The following is a 23,778-nucleotide window of genomic DNA, read 5'->3' on the forward strand; positions in this document are numbered from 1 at the left end:
TGATTAGCCTCAGTCAACGGATGACGAGCCATGAAAATTGTACGAAGCTGGGACCTGCTTGCCGCAGACCTGCCCAGGCTGGAATCCCCTTTCTTTGCCGCTTCGAAAGCCCGAAGCCTGATTCTCGACAACAGTCACAATGCCAATAAAGTTGATCTTGAGCGCCTGCTCGGGCGAAGCGTTGCGCTTCAAGGGGGTGGTCGCGCCTCCAGATATAACCAGGCTGCGCTGATTGATGAAGTGGTGCGCCGGATTGACGATCGAGCATTATGGCTCGTCTTCGAAGCCTGTGACGGTGAGCCCTCTGATCCGGTGGTTTGCTGGCAAGAGTCTGGTGAAGGGGCCGGGCGCTGGGTAGCAGGTCAGAGTGGAGCCAGCTCCGAGTTACGCCGCAGTGTGGACGAACTGAACCGGCACGGCATTACGCCCCAACAATTGACTGCGCAGCGCATAGGCGGCGTGGGCCACCTGGGGGCAACCCGGTTTGATGTGGAGTATCGGCTAAGGCAGCGTGAAGAGGATCCCCAGCAACACGGTCAGGCCGCTCGGTCAAAAAGCATGTCTCATCAAAATCTGATGCCTTTGACCCTTTCTGTGGTCGAACCACGAACCAGTGATTCTCTTCCTGAAATCCACTTGGAAATCGGACTGTTTACCGATGGTACCCTCAATAATGCGGATAACTCCCGGGAGCTGGAAGAGCGTGCGGCCGATCAATGTGTTGAATCCTATCGGCAAGGGACTATCTCAAAAGAAGAGTGTTCCTATCAGTTGGGCTTAATGATGGGCGGGAGTTATGGCAATGCTCCGAGTAACGTGGCGAAACTGGCAGATATGTACGTTGAGTCGAGCGAGGTTATTGGAAGTAAAATTATTCATCGACTTTGGGTGTATACCGCCGGAGTAGGAACAAAGACGGGTGAAGGTGATTCTCTGATAGGTGCAGCGACCGGGATGGGAGAAACTGGAATTATCAGCCAGGTGGAGAAAACCTTCTCCAGGGTAGCTGTTCGGATCGATGAGTTGGAACTTGCTGGCTCGATAAAAACTTTGACTTTTGATTTGTTTGGCTTCAGTCGAGGCGCTGCTGCGGCCCGCCATGCAGCACATGAAATTCTCTTAGGTGACGGCGGCGCGCTTGGCGGGGCCTTAGCAAGCCAGCGAATTGATTGGCCGGGCCAGGTTCTTATTCGTTTTGTAGGGCTTTTCGATACGGTGGCAGCAGTTATAAATCCCATGGCATTGGATTTGCGACCGGGTAATGGGCGAAATGAGCCAGTAAGAGTCTATCTTGATCCCTCAAAGGTAAAATACGCGGCACAGATAATGGCGGCGGATGAGCATCGGGAAAACTTTGCCCTGAGCAGTCTTAGAAACGCTGATGGGAGTATTCCGGAAAACTTTCGGGAAATAGCCTTGCCCGGCGTCCATTCTGATATCGGTGGTGGCTACCCGGCCACCCAGCTTGAAGAGGTGCTAGTAAGCCCTTTCCACTTAGTCCCGGCTAACCGGATTAGATGGCCGGAACAAACGATTCAATGGGACAACTTGAATGCCCTTAAACGGCATAAGGTAGCGGATGGCTGGATTGGCTCTTTTAGCTTGCCTGTAGGATCGATGGACGAATACGATCCAACTCACCATGATCTTGGTGTGGGGGGAGGTGCCAGCCTGAGCATTGTTAAGAACATCTCTGCTCATCCGGCCCCTGATGGGAGGGTGGAGTTGGTGCTGAAAATGGTTCGTCAAGTTCGTGGCGAATACTCCCGAGTGGGGCTAAGAGTCATGCATGAACTGGCCACAAAAGTGGGCGTGCCATTCACGGAGGTGGACTCAGCCGGTGATGCAGCCCGCGTTCCCGATGATTTAGGGCCCGTAACGAGCCAAATTCTGGAGCAAATCGCTGCGGGTGCTGATAGTCCATCGTTGACCCAGAATCAGCAGAACCTGATTCGGCAGCGCTATACCCATTATTCCGCCAACTATAACCCCTTCAAGTTCATGTTAGGGGATGCGCTTACTGCGTTCCGTTTTGGCCGTAATTTCAGTCCAAACGCACCAACTGCTTCGGGCGAACGCGTTATTCACCCCAATGCTTGAGGAATGGGTATGTCTGTCTTTCGAAAACTGATTTTAATTGTTGTGTGCCTGGCGTTTGTTGGCTGCAGCACTCTCAAACAAGAGGATATTCCCTGGTATGTAGGCGTTGCTGCGCCACAGCACTATGATATGTGGGTGCTTAACATGCACCTGGAAAAATCTGGTGAACGTAGCTGGCGTGTTCCTGTAGGGAGTGTTTCCTGTTGTTGGCGTGGCCCTTTTGGACCGCGAGGAGGTGGTGGGGAAATGGACCCCTTTCCCAACCTGATTGCATTACATTGGTTTTCGTTGTCAGAACAAAAATACTATTCAGCGATGATCCGGGTGCCGCAGGATTTGCAGAAACGCATGCGAGAGCCGACAAACCACTCTTATCAGAACGGAACCTCAGGCTTTGAGCCAAGAAGCACCTTAGTTCTGGGGTTGGCGCCAGGGGGCGAGGTGGTGATGTGGATGATGAGCCAGCGATCGAATGCTGTGGAAGTGATGCGGGTTCCTGCTCTTGAGGTTCCGGGCGATCCTGAAGATTTTGCAGTGTTGACGGAAAGTTATCTCGAAGACCATGGCGACTACTTGGAAGAGCACGGAGTGCCGCTGGAGGGCTGGTAAGTACTCGCAAGCTGAATGAGTGAGTAATCAAGGGTGGGCCCGAATGCCGCACCCTCCATTTCCTTGGTGTCAGGCCCTCAATACCTGCGCTGCCGCCACCATGGCCTCCAGAGCCGGGGTTACTTCCTCCCATTTGCGGGTTTTCAGGCCGCAGTCCGGGTTGACCCACAGCCGCGCCGCCGGAATTCGCTCAGCTGCCAGCTTCATCAGCTTGATGATCTGTTGCTGTCCCGGCACATTGGGCGAGTGAATGTCGTACACCCCAGGCCCGATGTCGTTCGGGTATTCGAAGTTTTTGAACGCATCCAACAGCTCCATGTCCGATCGTGAGGTTTCGATGGTGATCACGTCGGCGTCCATGTGGGCGATCGCTTTGATGATGTCGTTGAACTCCGAATAGCACATGTGAGTGTGAATCTGGGTGGTGTCCTGTACGCCGTTTGCCGCAATGCGGAAACTGTTGATCGTCCAGTCCAGATAGGTATCCCAGTCGGACTGGCGCAAAGGCAAGCCTTCGCGCAGGGCGGCTTCGTCGATCTGGATGATGTCCACGCCCGCCTTTTCCAGGTCCTGAACTTCTTCCCGAATGGCCAGGGCCAGTTGCAGGCAGGAATCCTTGCGGGGCTGGTCATCCCGCACGAAGGACCAGTTCAGAATTGTTACCGGGCCGGTCAGCATGCCCTTTACCGGCTTGTCGGTGAGTGATTGGGCATAGCGAGTCCACGCCACTGTCATGGCCTTGGGCCGGTGGATATCGCCAAACAGGATGGGCGGCTTCACGCAGCGTGATCCATAAGACTGCACCCAGCCAAAGCGGGTAAAGGCGTAGCCGTCCAGTTGTTCGCCGAAGTATTCCACCATGTCGTTGCGTTCAGGCTCGCCATGCACCAGTACATCCAAACCGAGCCGTTCCTGCTCGCGGATACAGCGCGCAATCTCCGACTGCATTTGCGCCAGGTAGTCCTTTGCGGCTAATTCACCTTTCCGGAAACGCAGTCTCGCCTGGCGGATTTCCGGAGTTTGCGGGAAGGAACCGATGGTGGTGGTCGGAAAGGCCGGCAATCGCAGTTTTTGTTGCTGCAGGGCAATGCGTTGCGGGTAGGGGTTTTGACGATTGCCCATTTCCGTGGTGATCTCAGCTACCGCCGCCCGAACCGCCGGATTGATTACCCGGGCCGAACGGCGCCGGCTCTCGATGGCTTGTTGGTTGGCCGCCAGTGGTTGCTGCACGGCTTTGCGGCCTTCGTTCAGGGCTTGCGCCAGCACCTGCAGTTCGTCCAGTTTTTGCACGGCGAAAGCCAGCCAGTTGCGGATTTCAACGTCCAGTTCGGTTTCCGGTGTTACGTCCACCGGCACATGCAGTAACGAGCAAGAAGGTGCCAGCCACAGGCGATCGCCAAGTTTGTCATGTACCGGTTCAAGCCAATCCAGAATTTTGGTGAGATCGGATTTCCAGATGTTGCGGCCATTGATCACCCCTAATGACAGCACTTTATGGCTGGGTAGCCAATCCGCAATGCGATTGACTTCATCCGGGGCGCTCACCGCGTCCAGATGAATGCCAGCTACCGGCAGCTCGCACGCCAGCTGTAGGTTGCCCCGGAGTTCGCCGAAGTAGGAGGCGAGCAACAGCTTGGGGCGGTTGCTCTTGAGCTGGTGGTAGGCCAGATTGAATGCATAGCGCCAGTTGGCGTCCAGTTCTGTTACCAGCGCGGGCTCATCTATCTGCACCCAGTCGGCGCCGGCATCGGCCAGGATGTCCAGCAGTTGGGCGTACGCGGGCAGCAACCGTTCCAGCAGATCCAGGCGATTGCTGCCATCGGAGGTTTTGCCCAACCATAAATAGGTGACCGGGCCGATGATCACCGGCTTGGCTTGCACGCCCTGTGCCCGGGCTTCGGCCAGTTGGTTCAACAAGCGCTCGGGATTGAGTTCAAACCGGGTATCGGCGCTGAACTCCGGCACGATGTAGTGGTAGTTGGTATCGAACCATTTGGTCATCTCACCGGCGGCGGTGGCGCAGCAAGGGCTGTCGTTGGCACCACGGCCGCGGGCGGCGCGAAAGTAAGCGTCCAGTTCCGAACCTTCTTTGTCTGCGACTCGCGCGGGCAAGTTGCCCAGAGTGACCGACATGTCCAGCACCTGGTCGTACAAGGAGAACTCGCCAACCGGTGCAAAATCCAGCTTGGCCTGCTGTTGCCAGTGGCGGCGACGCAGATCGGCGGCGGTAATTGCCAGCTCCTGCTCGGTTTGCCGGCCAGCCCAGTAGTCTTCCAATGCAAATTTCAGTTCCCGTTGGCCGCCGATGCGCGGAAAGCCAAGGTTGTGTGTGGTCACCATGAGTATGCCCTTCGGTGTTGTCGGTGTGGGTAGGCGGACAAGGTTATTCCGGTGACTGAATGAATAAAAATGGTATTATCTCAACTAACCATGAGAAATATTCACAGGTGTTCCATGATTGAGCGAAGTCATCTCGAAATCTTTCGGGCGGTCGAGCGCCAGGGTTCGCTGACGGCCGCCGCAGAGCAGCTGCATCTGACCCAATCCGCCCTGAGCCACGCCATTCGCAAGCTGGAGCAACAGCTGGGTACGCCGGTATGGCTCAGAGAGGGGCGGCAGTTGCGGTTCACTCAGGCGGGCGAGCAGTTGCTGAATCTGGCCAATCGGCTGCTGCCTCAGTTCGAGCATGCGGAAATGCTGGTCGGACAGGTGGCCAAAGGCCAGCGCGGCAGCCTGCGAGTGGGCATGGAGTGCCACCCCTGTTATCAATGGCTGCTGAAAGTGGTGGGGCCGTATTTGCAGCAATGGCCGGATGTGGATGTGGACGTAAAACAGGAGTTCCAGTTCGGTGGCATGGGTGCCTTGTTTGGCCACGACATTGATTTGCTGGTCACGCCGGATCCGTTGCATCGCCCCGGTGTGCGCTTTGAGCCGGTGTTTGATTATGAGCAGGTGCTGGTGGTGGCGCAGGGGCATCCGCTGGCGGGGGAAGCCTGGGTGGAACCGGGTCAGTTGGAAAAAGAAACCCTGATCACCTATCCGGTGGCGCCGGAGCGGCTGGATATCTTCACCCGGTTTTTCTTGCCGGCTCACGCGGCCCCGGCCCGCCATAAAACCATTGAGACTACGGATATCATGCTGCAGATGGTGGCGGCGGGTCGCGGTGTGTCGGCGTTGCCGCGCTGGTTGGTGGATGAGTACGCCCAGAAAATGCCGGTGACGGCGTTGCGGCTGGGCAGGCAGGGCATGCCTAAACAGATCTTTCTGGGCTTTCGGGAGCGTGATTCGGAGGTGGATTATCTGGTCGCGTTCATGAAGCTGGCTCGAAGCATTCGCTGGAACTAATCTGTTCGGTTAAACTGCGCGAAAAGTTTTCACAGGACACACAAGACATGAGCGAAATTCCGGCGGATCTGAAGTACCTTGAAACTCACCAGTGGGTTCGAGTGGATGCCGATGGCACGGCCACGGTGGGCATTACTGACTTTGCCCAGGAGCAGTTGGGCGATGTGGTGTACATCGGGGTGCCTGAGGTGGGCGTTACCGTTAACGGTGGTGAGGAAGCGGGTGTGGCCGAGTCGGTGAAGTCCGCTTCGGATGTGTTCAGCCCGGTGACCGGTGAGGTCATCGAGGTGAATGAGAAGCTGGAGGATGAGCCGGAGATTGTGAATGAAGATCCTTATGGCGATGGTTGGATGTTCCGGGTGAAGCTGGCGGATGCCGGTGAGCTCGACGGCCTGATGGATGCTGCGGCTTACGGTGAGCATGTCGCTGCCGAGGCTTAGTATTTTGCCTTGTGGTGCGGGCATGGCACCGGGGAAGGTTTCCAAAACACGCTGTGAATACTTCCCTGTACGCTCTGCTCCGCCATCCATGGCTCCGCAAGGTTTTGGAAACCTTCCCCGGTGCCACGCTCTGAACATGTTGCTGGCCGCCTTAAAGCCTCTGGCTCCAAACTTTCCTCAGGTGACAAATTAATGGATTTTCCGATTCTCTATTTGCGCAAAGGCGCAGAACGCCGCCTTCGTGCTGGCCATTTGTGGGTTTACAGTAATGAAGTGGATGCCCACCGTAGCCCGCTGCCAAGGTTTGAGCCTGGCGCGCAGGTGCAGGTCAGGGCATCGAACGACAAACCGATGGGTGTGGCGTTTGTTAATCCGCATGCGCTGATCTGCGGGCGTCTGATTAGCCGTGATGCTGATCATGGCATGACGCCGAAGCGGTTGACGGATCGGATGGAGGCCGCACTGAGTCTTCGGGAGCGGTTGTTCCACAAGCCGTTTTACCGCTGGGTGTTCGGTGACGGCGATGGTTTGTCGGGCCTTGTGGTGGATCGGTTTGACGATGTGGTGGTGGTGCAGATTTCCACCGCCGGCATGGAGCAGATGAAAGACGCGATTGTCCGGGCGGTGCAGCGGTTGGCGCATCCTCGGGTGGTGGTGTTGAAGAACGACGGCAAGATGCGCAAGGTGGAAGGGCTGTCCGATTACGTGGAGTTTGCCCATGGGCCGGAGACCGATATTCTGCGGGTTGAGGAGAACGGCGCGCAGTTCGAGGTGCCGCTGGCGGGCGGGCAGAAGACCGGGTGGTTTTATGATCACCGGATGAACCGTCAGCGCCTGCAGGCCTACGCGCCCGGTAAGCGGGTGCTAGATGTCTTCAGTTATGTCGGTGGCTGGGGTATTCAGGCGGCGTGTGCCGGAGCGTCTCAGGTAACCTGTGTGGATGCGTCATCGGCGGCGGTGGATGCGGTGCACCACAACGCCAGGCTGAACGGTCTGGAGAACGTGGAAACCCTCGAAGGCGATGCCTTTGATGCCCTGAAAGCGCTGGCGGATGAGAAAGAAAAATTCGACATCGTGGTGCTGGACCCGCCCGCGCTGATTCCGCGCCGTCGCGATCAGAAAGCCGGAGAGCAGGCTTATGCGCGTTTGAACCAGTTGGGTTTGCGGCTACTTGAGCGTGACGGGCTGCTGGTGTCGGCGTCTTGCTCCATGCATCTGTCTCAGGAAAAACTGATCGACATTATTCGCGGCAGCGGCCGCAAGATTGACCGCTTTGTGCAGCTGCTGGAGCAAGGCCATCAGGCGCCGGATCATCCGATTGTGCCGGGTATTCCGGAAACGGATTACATCAAATCCTGCTTTGTGCGCTCGCTGACCGGGTTCATGTAAGGTCGCAGGCTACAAAGGGGGCTGACCCCTTGGGGTCAGACCCTGAGTGACATCACCTTCCAGCCATTCTCCACAGCCAGCTTCTCCAGCGTCGGGTCCGGGTCAACCGCTACCGGGTTCTGCACCTGCTTCAGCAGTGGCACATCATTATGTGAGTCGCTGTAAAACCAGGCGCCTTCCAGGTTTTGGTTATGGGCTGCGAGCCAGTCATTCAGCCGCTCCACTTTGCCGCCCTGAAAGCTCGGGGTGCCGGCGACTTCACCGGTAAACCGGCCATTGACCAGCTCCGGCTCGGTGGCAATCAGGTGGTCCACGCCCAACAGTTCGGCGATCGGTTCGGTGATAAAGCGGTTGGTGGCGGTGATGATCATCAGGGTATGGCCCTGGTCCCGGTGCTCGGCCAGCAGCTTTACCGCCTTGTTCTGCATCATCGGTTGCACTTTCTTTGCCATGAAAGCTTCACGCCAGGATTCCAGCTCATCCATGCTGTGGCTGGACAAGGGTTTGAGCACAAAGCGCTGGTAATGGAAGATGTCCAGTTCGCCATTCAGGTACTCCTGATAGAAACGGTCGTTGGCCTGGCGATACTCTTCTGCATCCACCATGCCTTCTTCCACCAGAAACTCACCCCAGGCATGGTCACTGTCGCCAGCCAGCAAGGTATTGTCCAGATCAAAAATTGCGAGCGTCAAGCCGCTTCCTCCCATTGTCACAGGCCCTATAGCGAAGCCGCTAGTCTATCACGGCTCCGTGATGGTGTGCCGCTTACAGCTCCGTTTGCCGAAGCCTTGGGATTCTGTAAGAATGAGAGCAACTTGGACAATTTCCGCCGGTTAAAAATTAATCGGCAACCGACTTTTATAAGGACTGTGCCGTGATTGACTCAGACGGTTTCAGACCCAACGTCGGAATCATTCTGGCCAACCACAGGGGAGAAGTTCTCTGGGCAAGGCGAATTGGGCAGGACTCCTGGCAGTTTCCGCAAGGTGGCATCAAACATACCGAATCAGCGGAAGACGCACTGTACCGGGAGCTTGGAGAGGAAATCGGCCTGAGTGCAGCGGATGTTGAAATCATCAGTTGCACTCGGGGCTGGCTGCGTTACCGTCTTCCGAGAAGGATGGTTCGCCATAACTCGCACCCCGTTTGTGTGGGGCAAAAACAGAAATGGTTCCTGCTGAGGATGCTGTCGCCAGACGCCCACGTGCGCGTGGATGGCACCGATTCACCGGAATTCGATGGCTGGCAATGGGTGAGCTATTGGTACCCTTTGGGGCAGGTAGTCTCGTTCAAGAGAGAAGTTTACAGACGTGCGCTGAGGGAATTGGCGCCCAGGCTGTTCCATAACATGGAGCAGTTGCAGAAGGGCGACGAGAACCGGCGTTGAAGGAACATCAGATATGACGGACTGACTCCATGTTGAGTATCCTGCGAAGCCTAGTACAAGAGGTAAACAGTGCCCGCGACCTGAAAGAGGCGATGGAGATCATTGTATCGCGGGTACAAAAAGCGATGACGACCGAAGTCTGCTCCGTCTACCTGCTTGATCCAGCCACCAATCGTTACATCTTGATGGCCACCGAAGGTCTGTACAAAGATTCGGTTGGCAAGGTCAGCCTGGCTTATTCCGAAGGACTGGTCGGCCTGGTCGGTGCTCGCGAAGAGCCCATCAACCTCGAAGATGCCCCTTCCCACCCCCGTTATCGCTACTTCCCGGAGACCGGTGAAGAGCGTTTCCGTTCGTTTCTGGGTGTGCCCATCATTCACCATCGTCGGGTGCTTGGTGTGCTGGTGGTGCAGCAACGGGAAAGTTCCCGCTGTTTTGATGAGGGTGAAGAGGCGTTTCTGGTTACCGTATCCGCTCAGCTGGCGGGCGTGATCGCCCACAGCGAGGCCACCGGTGCCATCAGTGGTTTGTCGTTGACTGGCGAAGAAACCAAAGATATCAGTTTCAGCGGTGTGCCGGGTGCGCCCGGTGTGGCAATCGGCACCGGCATGGTGGTGTATCCATCGGCCGATCTGGACGTGGTGCCGGAGAAACCCACCGAAAATATAGAGCAGGAGCTGGAACTGTTCCGCTCTGCGGTGCAGGCGGTCAGAGAGGATATTGAACGGGTCGCCAACCGTTTGGCGTCTCAGCTCCGGCCGGAAGAGCAAGCGCTGTTTGATGTTTACTTGCGCATGCTGGATGACGAAGCTCTGCCCGGCGAAGTCGCCATCAGGATTCGTGAGGGCGTTTGGGCTCAGGGTGCTCTGAAACAGGTGGTTCAGCAGTACATTCGTCACTTTGAAATGATGGACGATCATTACCTGCAGGAACGTGTGGTCGATATCCGTGATCTTGGCCGCCGGTTGCTGTCTCACATGCAGGAAGGTGAGCAAAAGCACCAGGAATACCCGGAACGAACCGTGCTGGTCAGTGAAGAGTTGACCCCCGCGATGTTGGGTGAGGTGCCTAAAGGGCAGCTCGTTGGTCTGGTCTCGGTCAAAGGTTCCAGCAACTCCCACGTGGCCATTCTGGCCCGGGCCATGGGTGTGCCAACGGTAATGGGCCTGGTCGACATTCCGGTTAACCAGCTGGACGGCCGGGAGCTGGTGGTGGATGGCTTTGAAGGGCAGATCTTTGCGTCGCCTTCGGCGGATCTTCGCGCCTTCTATCAGGCTATCTGTGAAGAAGAGGACGAGCTGTTCCGTGGCCTGGAAGTATTGCGGGACAAGCCTTGTGAAACCACTGATGGGCACCGGGTGGCGCTGTTGGTTAACACCGGTCTGATGACCGATGTGGTGCGCTCGCTGTCGCACGGCGCTGAGGGCATAGGCCTGTATCGCACCGAAGTGCCGTTCATGATCAAGGATCGATTCCCGTCCGAACAGGAGCAGCGGGAGTATTATCGGGAACAACTCGAAGCCTTTGCGCCCAACCCGGTCACCATGCGTACCCTCGATATCGGTGGCGACAAATCGCTGACCTACTTCCCGATCGAGGAAGAAAACCCTTTTCTGGGCTGGCGCGGCATCCGGGTTACTCTTGATCACCCTGAGATCTTTCTGGTTCAGGTGCGGGCCATGCTCAAGGCCAGTGAAGGCCTGAACAATCTGCAGATCATGCTGCCCATGATCAGCAATATTTCCGAGGTGGAGGAGTCTCTTCACCTGATTTACCGTGTCTATCACGAAGTGCGGGAAGAAGGTTACGACATCCACATGCCCAAGGTGGGTGTGATGGTGGAAGTGCCGGCGGCGGTGTACCAGATTCGCGAACTGGCCGAGCGGGTGGACTTCTTGTCGGTGGGTTCCAACGACCTTACCCAATACCTGTTGGCGGTAGACCGCAACAATCCCCGGGTGGCTCAGCTGTACCATTCGTATCACCCGGCGGTGCTGCAGGCGCTGGTGCGCATCGCCCAGGATGCCCGCTCGGTGGGCAAACCAGTCGGTATCTGCGGCGAGCTGGCAGGCGATCCCGGTGGCGCACTGCTGCTGATGGCCATGGGCTATGATTCGCTGTCGATGAACGCCGCCAGCCTGCCAAAGGTCAAGTCGGTCATACGCAGTATTGACCGGGAATGGGCGATCCAGTTGCTGGAAGACGTCCTGCTGCTGGATTCTCCCCACGTGATCAAAAGTTGTGTTGACCTGGCGCTCAGGAACGCCGGCTTCGGCCGCTATCTGCGCCCGGGCAAATCCTCCAGCGCTGCGATGGCAGAACAGGCGGTTTCCTGAGGGTTGGCTATTTTTATAGTGTGCTTACTCTAAAATCCATTGGTAGGTTGGTAACGTATTTCTTGCAGTACCTACAAAGGACAGGCTATGACGAAAGCGACCGAACTCAAGCCAGCACCACGTATCGGCCTCGCCCTGGGTGGCGGTGGGCCATTGGGCGGCATTTATGAGATCGGCGCATTGAGGGCGCTGGATGAAGCCCTGGATGGCTTGGATTTCAACAACATTGATGTGTATGTCGGTGTGAATGCCGGCTCGTTCGTGGCGGCCAATCTGGCGAACCAGATGACCACGGCCCAGTTATGCCGGATTTTTGTGCGCAACGAGGCAGAAGTTCATCCATTTCACCCGGAAGTGTTTTACCGCCCCGCGTTCAGGGAAATCGGCAGCCGTTTGCTGTCGGTGCCCGGCCTGCTGTCGACGGCCATCAGCCGCTTCGTTAATAACCCTTACGATCAAAGCCTGATGGAGGCCATGACCATTCTGGCCCAGGCGGCCCCGGCGGGTCTGTTTGATAACGAAGGCCTGCATGACTACTTGCGCCATGCCTTTACCATGCTCGGGCGTACCAACGATTTCCGGCAGCTCAAACGCAGTCTGTATGTGGTTGCCGCCGATGTAGAGAGCACGGAGGCGGTCTGTTTCGGTGCGCCCGGCTTTGATCACGTCCCCATTTCCAGAGCGGTTCAGGCTAGCACGGCCTCGCCTGGTTTGTATGTGCCGGTCGATATAGACGGTCGGTATTATGTGGATGGCACTCTGCGCAAAGGCCTGCACGCCTCCGTGGCGTTTGAAGACGGCGCCGATCTGGTGCTGGCGGTGAACCCCCAGGTACCGATCGACGCCAGTGCGGCGGTCCGCGCTGGCACCATGAAACCGGGCGAGTTGACCCGCGCGGGCATGCCGAACCTGCTGTCCCAGATGTACCGCACCATGGTCTATTCCCGGATGCAGTCCGGCATTGCCCAGTACGGCCGGGATTATCCGGATAAAGACATTCTGTTGTTCGAGCCCACCCGGGATGACGCCAAGCTGTTCTTTTCCAACGTGTTCAGCTTCCAGAGCCGGCGCATGGTGTGTGAACACGCCTACCAGATGACGCGCCGCGATCTGTTGGAGCGGGCCGATGAGCTGGAGCCAAAGCTACTAAAATACGGCATCAAACTGCGCCGGGACCGCCTGGAAGACGAGCAGCGAACCATCAGTACCAGTCTGTACGGAGAAATGCTGCCGCTCTACGTGGCCAAAGGCCGGAAAAAGCAGGCCGAAAAGAGCAAGCTGGCCGCTGGCATCAACAACGTTACGCACCTGTTTTCCAAGGCTCAGTAAGCCAGACGGACAGGCACAAAAAAGGCCGGATGGCGTGTTGCCATCCGGCCTTTTTCTTTGGGTCGGCTCCCGTTACAGGATATACCGGCTCAGATCTTCGTCTTCTGCCAGTTCGCCCAGCTTTTCATCCACGTACTCTGCGGTGATTTCAAAACCGTCGGTCACTTTGTCGCCTGCGTCGAACGACAGGCTTTCCAGCAGCCGCTCCAATACCGTGTGCAGACGGCGGGCGCCGATGTTTTCGGTGGTTTCGTTCACCTTGAACGCGACTTCCGCGATGCGGGCAATAGCCTCTTCTTTGAAGGTCAGCTTGAGCCCTTCGGTGCCCATCAGCGCTTCATACTGCTGTACCAGAGACGCATCCGGCTCGGTCAGAATGCGTTTGAAATCGTCCGGTGTCAGCGCCTGCAGTTCAACCCGGATCGGCAAGCGCCCCTGCAGTTCCGGAATCAGGTCAGACGGCTTGGACAGATGAAAGGCGCCGGAGGCAATGAACAGAATGTGGTCGGTCCGTATGGCGCCGTATTTGGTGCTGACGGTACTCCCCTCGATCAAGGGCAGCAGGTCGCGCTGAACGCCCTCACGAGACACGTCAGAGGAGGTGTTCTCAGAGCGTTTGGCAACCTTGTCGATCTCATCGAGGAAGACAATGCCGTTCTGCTCAACCGCGTGAATCGCCTTCTGCTTGATTTCATCTTCGTTAACCAGCTTGGCGGCTTCCTCGTCTCTGACCTGTTTGATGGCGTCCGACACTTTCATCTTACGGGTCTTGCGTTTATCAGATGACAGGTTGGAGAACATACTCTGCAGCTGGTTGGTCATCTCCTCCATGCCGGGAGGCGCCATGATTTCCACGCCGCCACCGCCACTGCGCAGGTCAATTTCGATTTCCTTGTCGTCCAGCTCGCCTTCCCGCAGTTTTTTGCGGAACATCTGGCGAGTGGTGGAATCGTTGTTGCGCTGGTCGCCTTCCTTGAAGTCCCGGGCAGGTGGCAACAGGGCATCCAGAATGCGGTCTTCGGCGGCATCCATGGCCCGGTGCTCGTGGCGCTTCATCTCTTTTTCACGAAGCATTTTCACGGCCATGTCCGCCAGATCACGGATAATGGATTCCACGTCCCGGCCTACGTAGCCCACCTCGGTAAACTTGGTGGCCTCTACTTTCAGGAACGGGGCGTCGGCCAACTTGGCCAGACGACGGGCAATTTCGGTTTTACCGACGCCGGTGGGGCCAATCATCAGGATGTTCTTGGGGGTGATTTCGTCACGCAGGTTGCTGTCCAGCTGCATGCGACGCCAGCGGTTACGCAGGGCAATCGCGACGGCGCGCTTGGCTTCTTGCTGGCCCACGATGTGTTTGTCGAGTTCGTGGACGATCTCACGGGGAGTCATTGCAGACATGGTCGCTCCGGTCAGTCTTTGAAGGACAGCACTTCCAGAGTGCGGTTCTGATTGGTGTAAATGCAGATGTCGCCGGCAATCTGCAGGGCCTTCTCAGCAATCTCATGCGCGCTCAGGTTGGTGTTTTCAAGCAGTGCACGTGCGGAAGCCTGGGCAAACGGGCCGCCAGAGCCGATGGCAATCAGGCCCTGTTCCGGTTCGATGACGTCACCGTTACCGGTGATGATCAAAGAGGCGGTTTTGTCGGCCACGGCCAGCAGGGCCTCAAGCTTTCTGAGAGCTCGATCGGTGCGCCAGTCTTTGGCCAGCTCCACAGCAGCACGGGTAAGGTTGCCCTGATGTTTTTCCAACTGGGCTTCGAAACGCTCAAACAGGGTGAAAGCGTCTGCGGTACCACCGGCAAACCCGGCAATCACCTGGCCATTGTAGAGGCGGCGTACTTTGCGGGCGTTGCCTTTCATGACGGTGTTACCCAGAGAAACCTGGCCATCACCCCCCATGGCAACTTCGTTGTCACGGCGGACGGAAACAATCGTAGTCATTTTGGCTCCAGTTGCCTGATTAAAATTCGTATCCGATTGTTATGGAGGCTTCTGGCGGGAATTCAAGAGGTCTGAACTGCGGGAAAGGTCAGGTTTGTGGGGGTTGCGTGTTAGGGGTCTGACCCCTCGGGGTCAGACCCCATTCCCAGAGGGCTTAACCTTCCTTAGGAATCTTGCGAACCAAAGGCTGAATGCTAATGGATACCAGCTTGTCCACCGCGGCATTCATCTGACTGCGGGACTCGAATGGCCCCACATTTACCCGGTACCAGACACTGCCGCTTTCCAGATCAATGCGCTGAACGCTGGCGCGCAAACCCTGAAAGGCAATCTGCGCCCGTTGCCGCTCGGCATCTTCCTGGCTGCGGAAAGAGCCAGACTGAACAACGTAGTTGAAATCCTGAAGTGTCGGGTTTGGGGCGTATTCCTGCACCTTCGGGGGCAGTACCTCAGATTCCGGCAACATGTCATAGAATCGGAAATTTCGTTCTCTTTCCTGTTTGGAGGGGCTCGCTGCCGGCTTCTGTGGTTGAGTGGTTTGCGTAGCTGCTGGCGTGACCGGCGTTGGGCCTTGCCCGTCGGGGAGGGTGTTCAGGTACACAATAAAGCCAATAAAGCCGCCTACCGCGGCCAGAGACAGAATCCACTTCAAAGACAGAGCTCCATGCTGGGAGTGCGAGGGTGCCGTCCGCTTTGGCGTTTCGGTCTTACGGGGCCGGGCCGCTGGTTTTTTGGGGGCGGCAGCGCCTTTGCCCGAGGGGCGGTGTTTTTTGGCGTAGTCTCTGGCCATGGTCGGTTTACATCTCCTCCGGTGCGCTCACGCCCAGCAGCCCCAGGCCGTTGGCGATTACCTGGCGTACGGCCAAATACAGGCTCACCCGGGCATCACGCAGGGCGGTGTCTTCGATCAACACCTTGTGGGCGTTGTAATAGGTGTGGAACAACCCGGCCAGTTCACGCAAGTAATGGGCGAGCTGGTGCGGTTCCCGTTGTACGGCGGAGTTGGCAATCAGCTCCGGATATTTCGCCAGCTGGTTGGCCAGTTCCTTTTCTTCATCCAGGGTCAGTAGGCTCAGGTCGCCCACGCACTCGTTCAGGCCACGCTGCACGCCTTCTTCCGCCAGTTTGCGCAATACGCTACAGATACGGGCATGGGCATACTGAATGTAATACACCGGGTTTTCATTGGTCTGGGAGCGGGCCAGATCGATATCGAAGGTCAACTGGGAATCAACACGGCGTGCCGCCAGGAAGAAACGGGTGGCATCGCGGCCGACTTCGTCGATCAGGTCTCGTATGGTGACGTAACTGCCGGCGCGCTTGGAGATTTTCACCTCCTGGCCGGAACGGGTCACCATTACCATCTGGTGCAGGACATAGTCTGGCCAGCCCCGGGGAATGCCGGCGTTCAGCGCCTGCAGGCCGGCGCGCACCCGGGTAACGGTGGAGTGGTGGTCGGCACCCTGCTCGTTGATCACGGTGGTAAAGCCGCGCTGCCACTTATCGAGGTGGTAGGCCACATCCGGCAGGAAGTAGGTGTAGCCGCCGTCCTGCTTGCGCATCACGCGGTCTTTGTCGTCGCCGAACTCGGTGGTTTTCAGCCAGAGGGCGCCGTCTTGCTCGTAGGTGTAACCATTCGCGTTCAGGCGCTCAACGGTGGCTTCAACTTTGCCTTCCTGGTAAAGGGAGGATTCCAGAAAGTAGACGTCAAACTGAACGCCAAAGGCTTTTAGGTCCAGATCCTGTTCCCGGCGCAGGTAGGCCACCGCAAATTCGCGAATGGCGTTCTGGTCTTCCGGGTCGGTTTTGGCGGTTACGGCCCGATCGTCTGCCGTCACCGTGTCGCCGGCCAGATAGGCGTTGGCAACGTCGGTGATGTAATCGCCCCGATAACCGTCTTCCGGCCAGCTTTCGTGTTCTGGTGTCAGGCCTTTTACCCGGGCCTGAACCGACAACGCCAGGTTGTTGATCTGGGCGCCGGCATCGTTGTAGTAGAATTCCCGGGTAACGTCGTAGCCGTTGGCTTCCAGCAACCGGCACAGGCAATCGCCAATCGCCGCACCTCGGCCATGACCCACGTGCAGCGGGCCGGTAGGGTTGGCAGAAACAAACTCGACCTGAACCTTCTCGCCCTGGCCGCTTTGGTTACGGCCAAACAGTTCCGCCTCATCCAGAATGGTATTCACCACCTCGAACGCGCTGGCGGTGCTCATGAAAAAGTTGATAAAGCCCGGCCCGGCAATTTCCACTTTCTCCACCGCGGCACTTTCCGGCAACGCGGCCACCAGAGCCTCCGCCAGTTTTCGCGGCGGGCAACCGGCGGCTTTAGACGCCATCAGGGCAATGTTGCAGGCGTAATCACCGTGGGACTTGTCCTTGGTGTTGCCAATCTGTGGAGTAAAAGTCTGGTCTGCGGGCAGAGTGCCGTCAGATTGCAAAGTGGCCAGTGCAGACTGGAGAAGCTCGGATACGGTCTCTTTCATGCGTCAAGTGACTCGGTGTTCAGGAGAATGGGTGTCGGGGCAGGGTGCCCGTTAAATCAGAAGAGGTGCATTATCGCGGAAAGTTTGAGTGTAAGCAAAAAGCCCGGCGCTGAGGCCGGGCTTTTTGTACGTCACAGGTTAATCAGCATCCAAACAGCTTGTTGACTGTCCGTAGCGGCTCCCGCCGTTGATTGCGGGAGGTGTTACATCCAAGTTTGAAAGGTCGCTAGCAAGGCATGACAGAGTGGTCGTAGCTGTCTCGCTGTACTCGGAACCGCCGGGGACATTCACCTTAGCTTGCACAGTAACTTCGGTCCAGCGACATGCGCTTTGAGGGTACTTGAGCGCGAATCCATAAGAGCCATCTTCTGTCGAAGCGCTGCTATTCGCAACGGCAACTGCTTCATTGGTTGGCTCTAATTCACCACTGGCATTTACGTCTTCACCTGAGTCTAATTTACCGTTACGGTTTACGTCCTCTGCGGGGCACGAGGCAGTTTCATTGGCAACCCAGCAATTGGGTTCCGTACCGGTGCCACAAATGCCGGGTTGCCAAAACCCTTTAAAATAGCGGGAAGGCAAAACAGTCAGTTCGACCTCGGCATTTTCGACTGGCTGGCCGTTTGCGTCTGACACGAATACTACCCATTCTTTAAGGTAAGTAGCGCTGTTTTCTTCCGCCAAGGTGTTTCCAGTACCAATTGACAAACGGAGTGCACCATCCGTAACCGTCAGCAGGGCTTGGTCTTGAATGGTGTTGTCGCTTGCAAGTGTTGCTGTAATGATTGTTTGTTCTGCACCGCTACCACTATTGCCTGCAGTAAAGACAGTTGACGCTCGGCCAAGCGAACTCGTAATGGCATCTGGTGTAGAGAGTTCACCATAACCTTGTTGGATGTTGAACTGTACTCTCTGTCCCTTAACAAGGTTGTTATTCGCGTCTCTCACAACCGCAGTGATTTTGCTTTGCTCTTGTGGTTTCACTTGGGTTTGACTCGCTTGAACCACTAGGCTGTCAGGGGTTATAGCGACAAATTCAAAAATCATGCTGGTTTCGAGGCCAGAGGTCTCGCTGCGGGCGACAATGGTAGCGGGGCCGGCCGAATCTGATGAAATCGTAGTCGCAATCTCTCCGTTTGCGTCAGTGTTAGCTTGGTATGAAAGGCTATTGTCGATTAAGCCGCGAGTTAGGCTAATGGTAATTGGTTCGTTGCTCACGCCGAGGTTGTTTTCGCTCCAGGCAAAAGTCAGGTTTGAGGCTGAGTCTATGGGAACTTCCGAACCAGGCCCTGGACTGGTGAATTGGAAATTGCTGTCCGATACACTAATTTCAAGGCTTGCACTAAGCACACTTTCGCCTGAGAAAGCTAAAATCTCGACTGGGTATGTGCCGGCAGCAGATGGTTCCAAAGCGAAAGAAGCTTCTCCCTCATCATCAGTATTCAACGTAGTGATGTTCGGCAGCGGGCTATCTATTGAGATTATTTCCAGTGGAACTCCGTTACCTTCAGAATCAAGGAGGGTCGCAGTGTAAGTTCCTGAACTACCAACCGAAATGTTGGTTGGGCCATCTAAGGCTAGTGTTGTTCCGGTAATGTTGACTGTAATAGATGCTTCAATTCCGCCAACTGTGGCCTTTACTGTTGCAGGTCTGTTTTTCGGGTTTTGGCGGGTGCTCAGCAGTGCCTTTGCAGTTCCGGTCTCATCGGTGGTGCTGCGGGCAACTTGCAGTGTCGCGTCAGAATCGACACTAAACTTAACTGGGATATTCTCTGCCAAAATGTTGTCCGCGTCTCGGGCAAAGACCAGTATTTCGGATGCAGATGTGTTGCTGGTGCCCATTTGGACGGGTGAGGCGCTTATTCTCAGGGAGCCTATTGTGGTATCGGCCGTGCCATCACCGTCTGTATCTACGCCTCCGTTGGTGTTATCACCAGAGCCGGGAGAGCCATTGTCACCCTGTTGATTTTGTCCGCCAGCAAGAGGGGTTGAGTTATCGTCACCCCCGCAAGCCGCCAAAATAAAAGCCAGCGACAACGCTGACGCACGCGCAAGGAATTTCCCTGACATTTTAATATCTCCAGTTTTCGTTACAGCAAAAGCCTTTTTGTTGAGCATTCTCCGCACGAGAAGCACAACCTCAGGTGTTGTTACAGATTTCTTGGGTAGATTGCTGAAAATCATAGCACAGTCGGCGCAAACGCAATGCTTGCCGGTGCGGATTTCTGCAAAAGATTGTAACCGTTTGCAGGTTGTGCACTGTGTCGCATTTTGCAGCCTGTCTTCAGCTGGTTTCCTGGGGGTCGACATCCACCATCCATCTGGTGCTACCTGGAAGTTTGGTCTGGTCCAGGTATTGGCAGAGGTGGGTCAATAGCCGGTTTAGGTGTTTGCGGTTGTCTGTGATCAGGACCAGTTGTGCCCGGTGCCGGTCGGCTTTGCGGGCGATGACAGCTGGCAGGGGCCCCCAGATTTCAACGCCGGGTGACGTCGCCATGGGTTTGAGTGTGTCCAGCAATTGCAGGCTGTTTTGCATGGTGTCGGCTTCTGCCCGCAGGATCGCCATGGCCCGGAACGGAGGCAGTTGGCCGCTCTCACGTTCGGCCAGAAGCTGGTCGGCGATGGTGGCGTAGTTGCCGTGGCACAGAGCATTTAGCAGCGGGTGGTCGCTGTGGCAGGTCTGGATCAGCACCTTGCCGGGCTTGTCGCCGCGGCCGGCGCGGCCGCTGACTTGCAGCAGGGTCTGGATCATTTGTTCCGGAGCGCGGAAATCGACGCTGAACAGGCCGCCGTCGGCATTCACCGCGATGACTAGCGTGACATTGGGGAAGTCGTGTCCTTTGGCCAGCATCTGGGTGCCCACCAGTATGCAGGGTTCGCCACTGTTCACTTTCTTCAGGATGGCCTGGATGCTGCCCTTGCGCTGGGTGCTGTCCCGGTCTACCCGAATCACCGGCACCTCCGGGAACTGCTCGGCCAGGGTGTCTTCGGTGCGTTCGGTGCCCTGGCCAACCGGTTTGAAGTTTTCGCTCTGGCATTTCGGGCAGGTGTGACTGGCGGCCATCTGGAAGTCGCAGTGATGGCAGCGCATGGCCCGGTCCCGTCGGTGAAAGGTCAGCCGGGTGTCGCAGCGGGGGCACTCTTCCAGGTAGCCGCAATCAAAGCACATCACCACCGGGGCGAAGCCTCGGCGGTTGACGAACACCAAGGCCTGCTCACCTTTGGCAAGGGTCTCTTTGATGGCGTTCAGGGCAGGGCGGGACAAGCCTGCCTCTAAAGGCCGGCTGCGGATGTCCAACAGTTCCAGCTGAGGCAGTGTGGCGCCGCCAGCACGTTGCTCCAGGCGAATCAGCGTGTACTTGCCCTGGTTGGCGTTGTGCCAGGATTCCAGTGACGGCGTGGCTGAGCCGAGAATCACCGGGCATTGGTTCAGGTGGGCACGGTAAACCGCAACGTCGCGACCGGAGTAACGGAAGCCTTCGCCCTGTTTATACGAGCTGTCGTGCTCCTCGTCGACGATAATAGTGCGTAGATGGTTAAAAGGCAGCAGCACGGCCGAGCGGGTGCCGATCAGGATCACCGGATCGCCGTTGCGGATTTTCAGCCAGGTGCTCAGGCGCTCGCCGTCGTTCAGGGCGGAGTGCCATACCTGGATGCGGTTGCCAAAGTAACGGCGAAAGCGGGCAAGGGTTTGTGGGGTCAGGTTGATTTCCGGGACCAGTACCAGGGCTTGTTCGTCGGCTTTCAGGTGTGTTTTTAAATAATGAAGATAGAGTTCGGTCTTTCCGCTGCCGGTAATGCCGTAGAGCAGGGTGGCGGAGAAGCTCTGTGTGTCCACCGGAAAATCCGCCGCGGCCTGTTGTTGGGCCTCGGATAACATCGGGGCTGGCAGCTCGGCTTCCGGTGTTATTGGCGGCGTTTGTTGAGTCGTGACTTCTGTGATCAGCTCTTTCTGCTGCAGGTTGCGGATCTGTGCTCGGCTAAAGCCGGACTGGGCCAGGGCGCTTGAGGTAATGCCGGGGGCGGTTTTGATGGTGTTAAAGAGTGCTACCTGGCGATGGGCGTTGGCCGGCAGGGCAGCTTCTGCTGTGACGGTCTGCCAGCGCTCGTCCGGTTTTTCCCGTGCTGGCCGGCCTTTTCGCAGTGCTGGCGGCAGAGCTGTAAACAGGCACTCCCCGAGTGGGTGTTGATAGTAATCACTGGCCCAGGTGAGCAGGCGAAAGGTGTGTTCAGGCAGCGCTGGCCAGGTTTCCAGAATGTTGCGAACGGGTTTGAGCGTGATGCCCGCGGGCGGCTGCACGCCGGTCTCGACCACCAGGCCGGTCAGTGTCTGGCGTCCGAAGGGCACTTCTACCCGTTGCCCGGGAGTCAGTTCAAGGTGGTCGGGAATCAGATAATCAAACAGCCGCCGAAGCGGGCGGTTGAGGGCGATGCGGGCGGTGGCTGGCCGTGTCACGGTATCTGCGTATCCTGAGTGTGGGCTGTTACGTCGCTGGCTGCTGTGGTCCGGGGTATTACGCGGGAGCAAGGTACTTGCCTGCGGCCGGGTTTGTCAGTAAGATTCGCGGTCTGTTTCTGGCCGGGCTTGATTGTGCACGGTCTTTCCAATTGATTCAAACATGCGGTGCCTGGCGTTAATGCCGTGATTCGGCAGTTGATCAGGTAGCGGCATGACCGATAGAGGTTCGCCATGAAAGAAGGTATTCACCCCAAGTACGAAGAAATCAGCGCTACCTGTTCCTGCGGTAACGTTATCAAGACCCGTTCTACTGTTGGTCACGATCTGCAGCTAGACGTTTGCTCCCAGTGCCACCCGTTTTACACTGGCAAGCAGAAGGTTATGGACACCGGCGGTCGTATCGACAAGTTCAACAAGCGTTTTGGTGGTCGTATCGGCGCTAAGAAAGACTGATCTGCACCAAGATGTAAAAAAAGCGCCTGCGGGCGCTTTTTTTGTGCGCGCGATTTGGATTCGGGGCCGGTTATACGCAAAATGCACTATTGACTGGGCATAAAATATTCTGGTTCGGCTTGTCGTTTCGAAATGGGCGCGCCATAATGTCGCGCTCCGTCAGGCAAGCGCCCGGCGGCTATTACCTTTAAACGTGACAAACGGAACAGTGGCAATGTCTCAAGATCTGAAAGAAGCAGCCCTTGAATATCACGCCAAACCGCGGCCGGGTAAGCTGAGTGTTGAAATCACCAAGCCAACCCAGACTTCCCGCGACCTATCCCTGGCGTACAGCCCCGGGGTTGCCGAGCCGGTCCGCGAGATCGCGAAGGACCCCGAGAATGCTTACAAGTACACAGGTAAGGGCAACCTGGTAGCCGTTATTACAGACGGCACTGCTATCCTGGGCTTGGGAAATCTCGGCCCTCTGGCGAGCAAGCCGGTCATGGAAGGCAAAGGCGTACTGTTCAAGCGCTTTGCCGGGATCGACGTGTTCGATATCGAAGTCAATTCCGAAAGCCCGCAAGCGTTTATTGAAACTGTAGAGCGCATTGCCGATACCTTTGGTGGTATCAACCTGGAAGACATCAAGGCACCCGAATGCTTTGAGATTGAGCGTGCTCTGATCGAAAAGTGCAACGTGCCTGTTTTCCACGATGACCAGCACGGCACTGCAATCGTCACTGCAGCTGGCATGATCAATGCCCTTGAGCTGCAGGGTAAGAAAATTGAAGATGCGACAGTGGTCTGCCTGGGTGCCGGTGCAGCTGCGATCGCTTGTATGAAGTTGCTGATCAGCTGCGGTATGCGCTCTGAAAACATCTTCATGCTCGACCGTAAGGGTGTGATCCACTCTGGTCGTGATGACTTGAACCAGTACAAAGCCATGTTCGCCAACGATACCGATAAGCGCACACTGGACGACGCCATCGATGGCGCGGACGTGTTCGTCGGCCTGTCTGGCCCGGACCTCCTGTCGGCCGATCAGCTGAAGAAGATGGCTCCAAACCCGGTAGTGTTCGCTTGCTCGAACCCTGATCCGGAAATCAGCCCGGCAGTGGCCCTGGCTGCCCGTGATGATTTGATCATGGCGACCGGTCGCTCGGACTATCCGAACCAGGTGAATAATGTGCTGGGCTTCCCGTTCATCTTCCGTGGCGCGCTGGACGTTCGTGCAACCGCCATCAATGAAGAGATGAAGGTAGCTGCCGTAAACGCAATTCGTGAACTGGCCAAAGAGCCGGTGCCTCAGGAAATTTGTGCGGCTTACAATGTAGATAGCCTGGAGTTCGGCAAGGAATACATTATTCCCAAGCCAATGGACGTTCGCCTGTTAGATGTGGTGCCGGCGGCAGTTGCCCGTGCTGCTGTGGATTCCGGTGTGGCGCGCCTCCCTTACCCTGCGCACTACCCGCTGAAGTCTATGGACGACATCATCTGATTTCGATGTAGTTCAGCTTCACAAA

18 protein-coding genes are annotated in these 23,778 nt (G+C 56.8%); 10 read left to right on the forward strand and 8 right to left on the reverse strand.

All coding sequences use genetic code 11. The features are described from left to right. Positions 1 to 30: 30 nt before the first annotated feature. Together C7H08_RS05870 and C7H08_RS05875 are read left to right on the forward strand one after the other, a co-directional pair. Positions 31 to 2,100: a T6SS phospholipase effector Tle1-like catalytic domain-containing protein gene (locus C7H08_RS05870; RefSeq protein ID WP_106670811.1), complete on the forward strand. Its 2,070-nt coding sequence runs from the start codon at positions 31 to 33 to the stop codon at positions 2,098 to 2,100. Between the two features lie 9 nt (positions 2,101 to 2,109). Continuing rightward, a complete protein-coding gene (locus tag C7H08_RS05875; protein WP_106670812.1) occupies positions 2,110 to 2,709 on the forward strand; it encodes a DUF2931 family protein in 600 nt (199 codons plus the stop codon). Between the two features lie 69 nt (positions 2,710 to 2,778). Here C7H08_RS05875 and metE read toward each other — a convergent pair whose 3' ends face one another. Continuing rightward, positions 2,779 to 5,049 (reverse strand): 5-methyltetrahydropteroyltriglutamate--homocysteine S-methyltransferase, encoded by a 2,271-nt coding sequence (gene metE / locus C7H08_RS05880; RefSeq protein ID WP_106670813.1) that lies wholly within the window; start codon positions 5,047 to 5,049, stop codon positions 2,779 to 2,781. Between the two features lie 114 nt (positions 5,050 to 5,163). On the opposite strand from metE, the gene C7H08_RS05885 reads away from it, so the two are divergent. From C7H08_RS05885 to C7H08_RS05900, 3 genes are all read left to right on the forward strand, one after another. Further along, positions 5,164 to 6,054, forward strand: coding sequence for a LysR family transcriptional regulator (locus tag C7H08_RS05885; protein WP_106670814.1), 891 nt, complete (start codon positions 5,164 to 5,166; stop codon positions 6,052 to 6,054). A gap of 47 nt (positions 6,055 to 6,101) precedes the next feature. Then, positions 6,102 to 6,494 carry a glycine cleavage system protein GcvH gene (gcvH, locus tag C7H08_RS05890; protein WP_106670815.1) on the forward strand — a complete coding sequence of 131 codons (393 nt, stop codon included), beginning with the start codon at positions 6,102 to 6,104 and terminating at the stop codon, positions 6,492 to 6,494. A 192-nt stretch (positions 6,495 to 6,686) separates the two neighbouring features. Then, a complete protein-coding gene (locus C7H08_RS05900; protein ID WP_106670817.1) occupies positions 6,687 to 7,883 on the forward strand; it encodes a class I SAM-dependent rRNA methyltransferase in 1,197 nt (398 codons plus the stop codon). A gap of 35 nt (positions 7,884 to 7,918) precedes the next feature. Here the strand turns inward: C7H08_RS05900 and C7H08_RS05905 are convergent, their stop codons facing one another. After that, the gene (locus C7H08_RS05905) at positions 7,919 to 8,575 is read right to left on the reverse strand and encodes a histidinol-phosphatase (RefSeq protein ID WP_106670818.1); all 657 of its coding nucleotides are present in this window, start codon (positions 8,573 to 8,575) and stop codon (positions 7,919 to 7,921) included. 182 nt (positions 8,576 to 8,757) lie between these two features. On the opposite strand from C7H08_RS05905, the gene C7H08_RS05910 reads away from it, so the two are divergent. The 3 genes from C7H08_RS05910 (at position 8,758) to C7H08_RS05920 (ending at position 12,935) form a co-directional block, all read left to right on the forward strand. Beyond that, a complete protein-coding gene (locus tag C7H08_RS05910) occupies positions 8,758 to 9,270 on the forward strand; it encodes an RNA pyrophosphohydrolase (RefSeq protein WP_106670819.1) in 513 nt (170 codons plus the stop codon). A gap of 29 nt (positions 9,271 to 9,299) precedes the next feature. Continuing rightward, positions 9,300 to 11,606, forward strand: coding sequence for a phosphoenolpyruvate--protein phosphotransferase (gene ptsP, locus C7H08_RS05915; RefSeq protein WP_106670820.1), 2,307 nt, complete (start codon positions 9,300 to 9,302; stop codon positions 11,604 to 11,606). Positions 11,607 to 11,693: 87 nt separating this feature from the next. After that, the gene (locus C7H08_RS05920; protein WP_106670821.1) at positions 11,694 to 12,935 is read left to right on the forward strand and encodes a patatin-like phospholipase family protein; all 1,242 of its coding nucleotides are present in this window, start codon (positions 11,694 to 11,696) and stop codon (positions 12,933 to 12,935) included. 72 nt (positions 12,936 to 13,007) lie between these two features. On the opposite strand, the gene hslU is transcribed toward C7H08_RS05920, so the two are convergent. From hslU to C7H08_RS05950, 6 genes are all read right to left on the reverse strand, one after another. Continuing rightward, entirely contained in the window at positions 13,008 to 14,336 is a 1,329-nt protein-coding gene (gene hslU, locus C7H08_RS05925; protein WP_106670822.1) for an ATP-dependent protease ATPase subunit HslU, read from the reverse strand. An 11-nt stretch (positions 14,337 to 14,347) separates the two neighbouring features. Then, entirely contained in the window at positions 14,348 to 14,878 is a 531-nt protein-coding gene (gene hslV / locus C7H08_RS05930; RefSeq protein ID WP_106670823.1) for an ATP-dependent protease subunit HslV, read from the reverse strand. A gap of 154 nt (positions 14,879 to 15,032) precedes the next feature. Next, on the reverse strand, positions 15,033 to 15,668 hold the full coding sequence (locus tag C7H08_RS05935; protein WP_106670824.1) for an SPOR domain-containing protein: 636 nt from the start codon (positions 15,666 to 15,668) through the stop codon (positions 15,033 to 15,035). Positions 15,669 to 15,675: 7 nt separating this feature from the next. Further along, positions 15,676 to 17,361: an arginine--tRNA ligase gene (gene argS, locus C7H08_RS05940; RefSeq protein WP_106670825.1), complete on the reverse strand. Its 1,686-nt coding sequence runs from the start codon at positions 17,359 to 17,361 to the stop codon at positions 15,676 to 15,678. 138 nt (positions 17,362 to 17,499) lie between these two features. Further along, the gene (locus C7H08_RS05945; protein ID WP_107524641.1) at positions 17,500 to 19,671 is read right to left on the reverse strand and encodes an Ig-like domain-containing protein; all 2,172 of its coding nucleotides are present in this window, start codon (positions 19,669 to 19,671) and stop codon (positions 17,500 to 17,502) included. Further along, positions 19,646 to 21,817, reverse strand: coding sequence for a primosomal protein N' (locus C7H08_RS05950; RefSeq protein ID WP_106670827.1), 2,172 nt, complete (start codon positions 21,815 to 21,817; stop codon positions 19,646 to 19,648). Before C7H08_RS05950 ends, C7H08_RS05945 begins: the two co-directional genes overlap by 26 nt. A gap of 234 nt (positions 21,818 to 22,051) precedes the next feature. Between C7H08_RS05950 and rpmE the strand changes: the two genes are divergently transcribed. Together rpmE and C7H08_RS05960 are read left to right on the forward strand one after the other, a co-directional pair. After that, on the forward strand, positions 22,052 to 22,273 hold the full coding sequence (rpmE, locus tag C7H08_RS05955) for a 50S ribosomal protein L31 (protein WP_106670828.1): 222 nt from the start codon (positions 22,052 to 22,054) through the stop codon (positions 22,271 to 22,273). Positions 22,274 to 22,487: 214 nt separating this feature from the next. Then, positions 22,488 to 23,753 carry a malic enzyme-like NAD(P)-binding protein gene (locus C7H08_RS05960; RefSeq protein ID WP_106670829.1) on the forward strand — a complete coding sequence of 422 codons (1,266 nt, stop codon included), beginning with the start codon at positions 22,488 to 22,490 and terminating at the stop codon, positions 23,751 to 23,753. The last annotated feature ends 25 nt before the right edge of the window (positions 23,754 to 23,778 follow it).

The organism is Marinobacter halophilus, assembly GCF_003007685.1.
Lineage (GTDB): Bacteria > Pseudomonadota > Gammaproteobacteria > Pseudomonadales > Oleiphilaceae > Marinobacter > Marinobacter halophilus.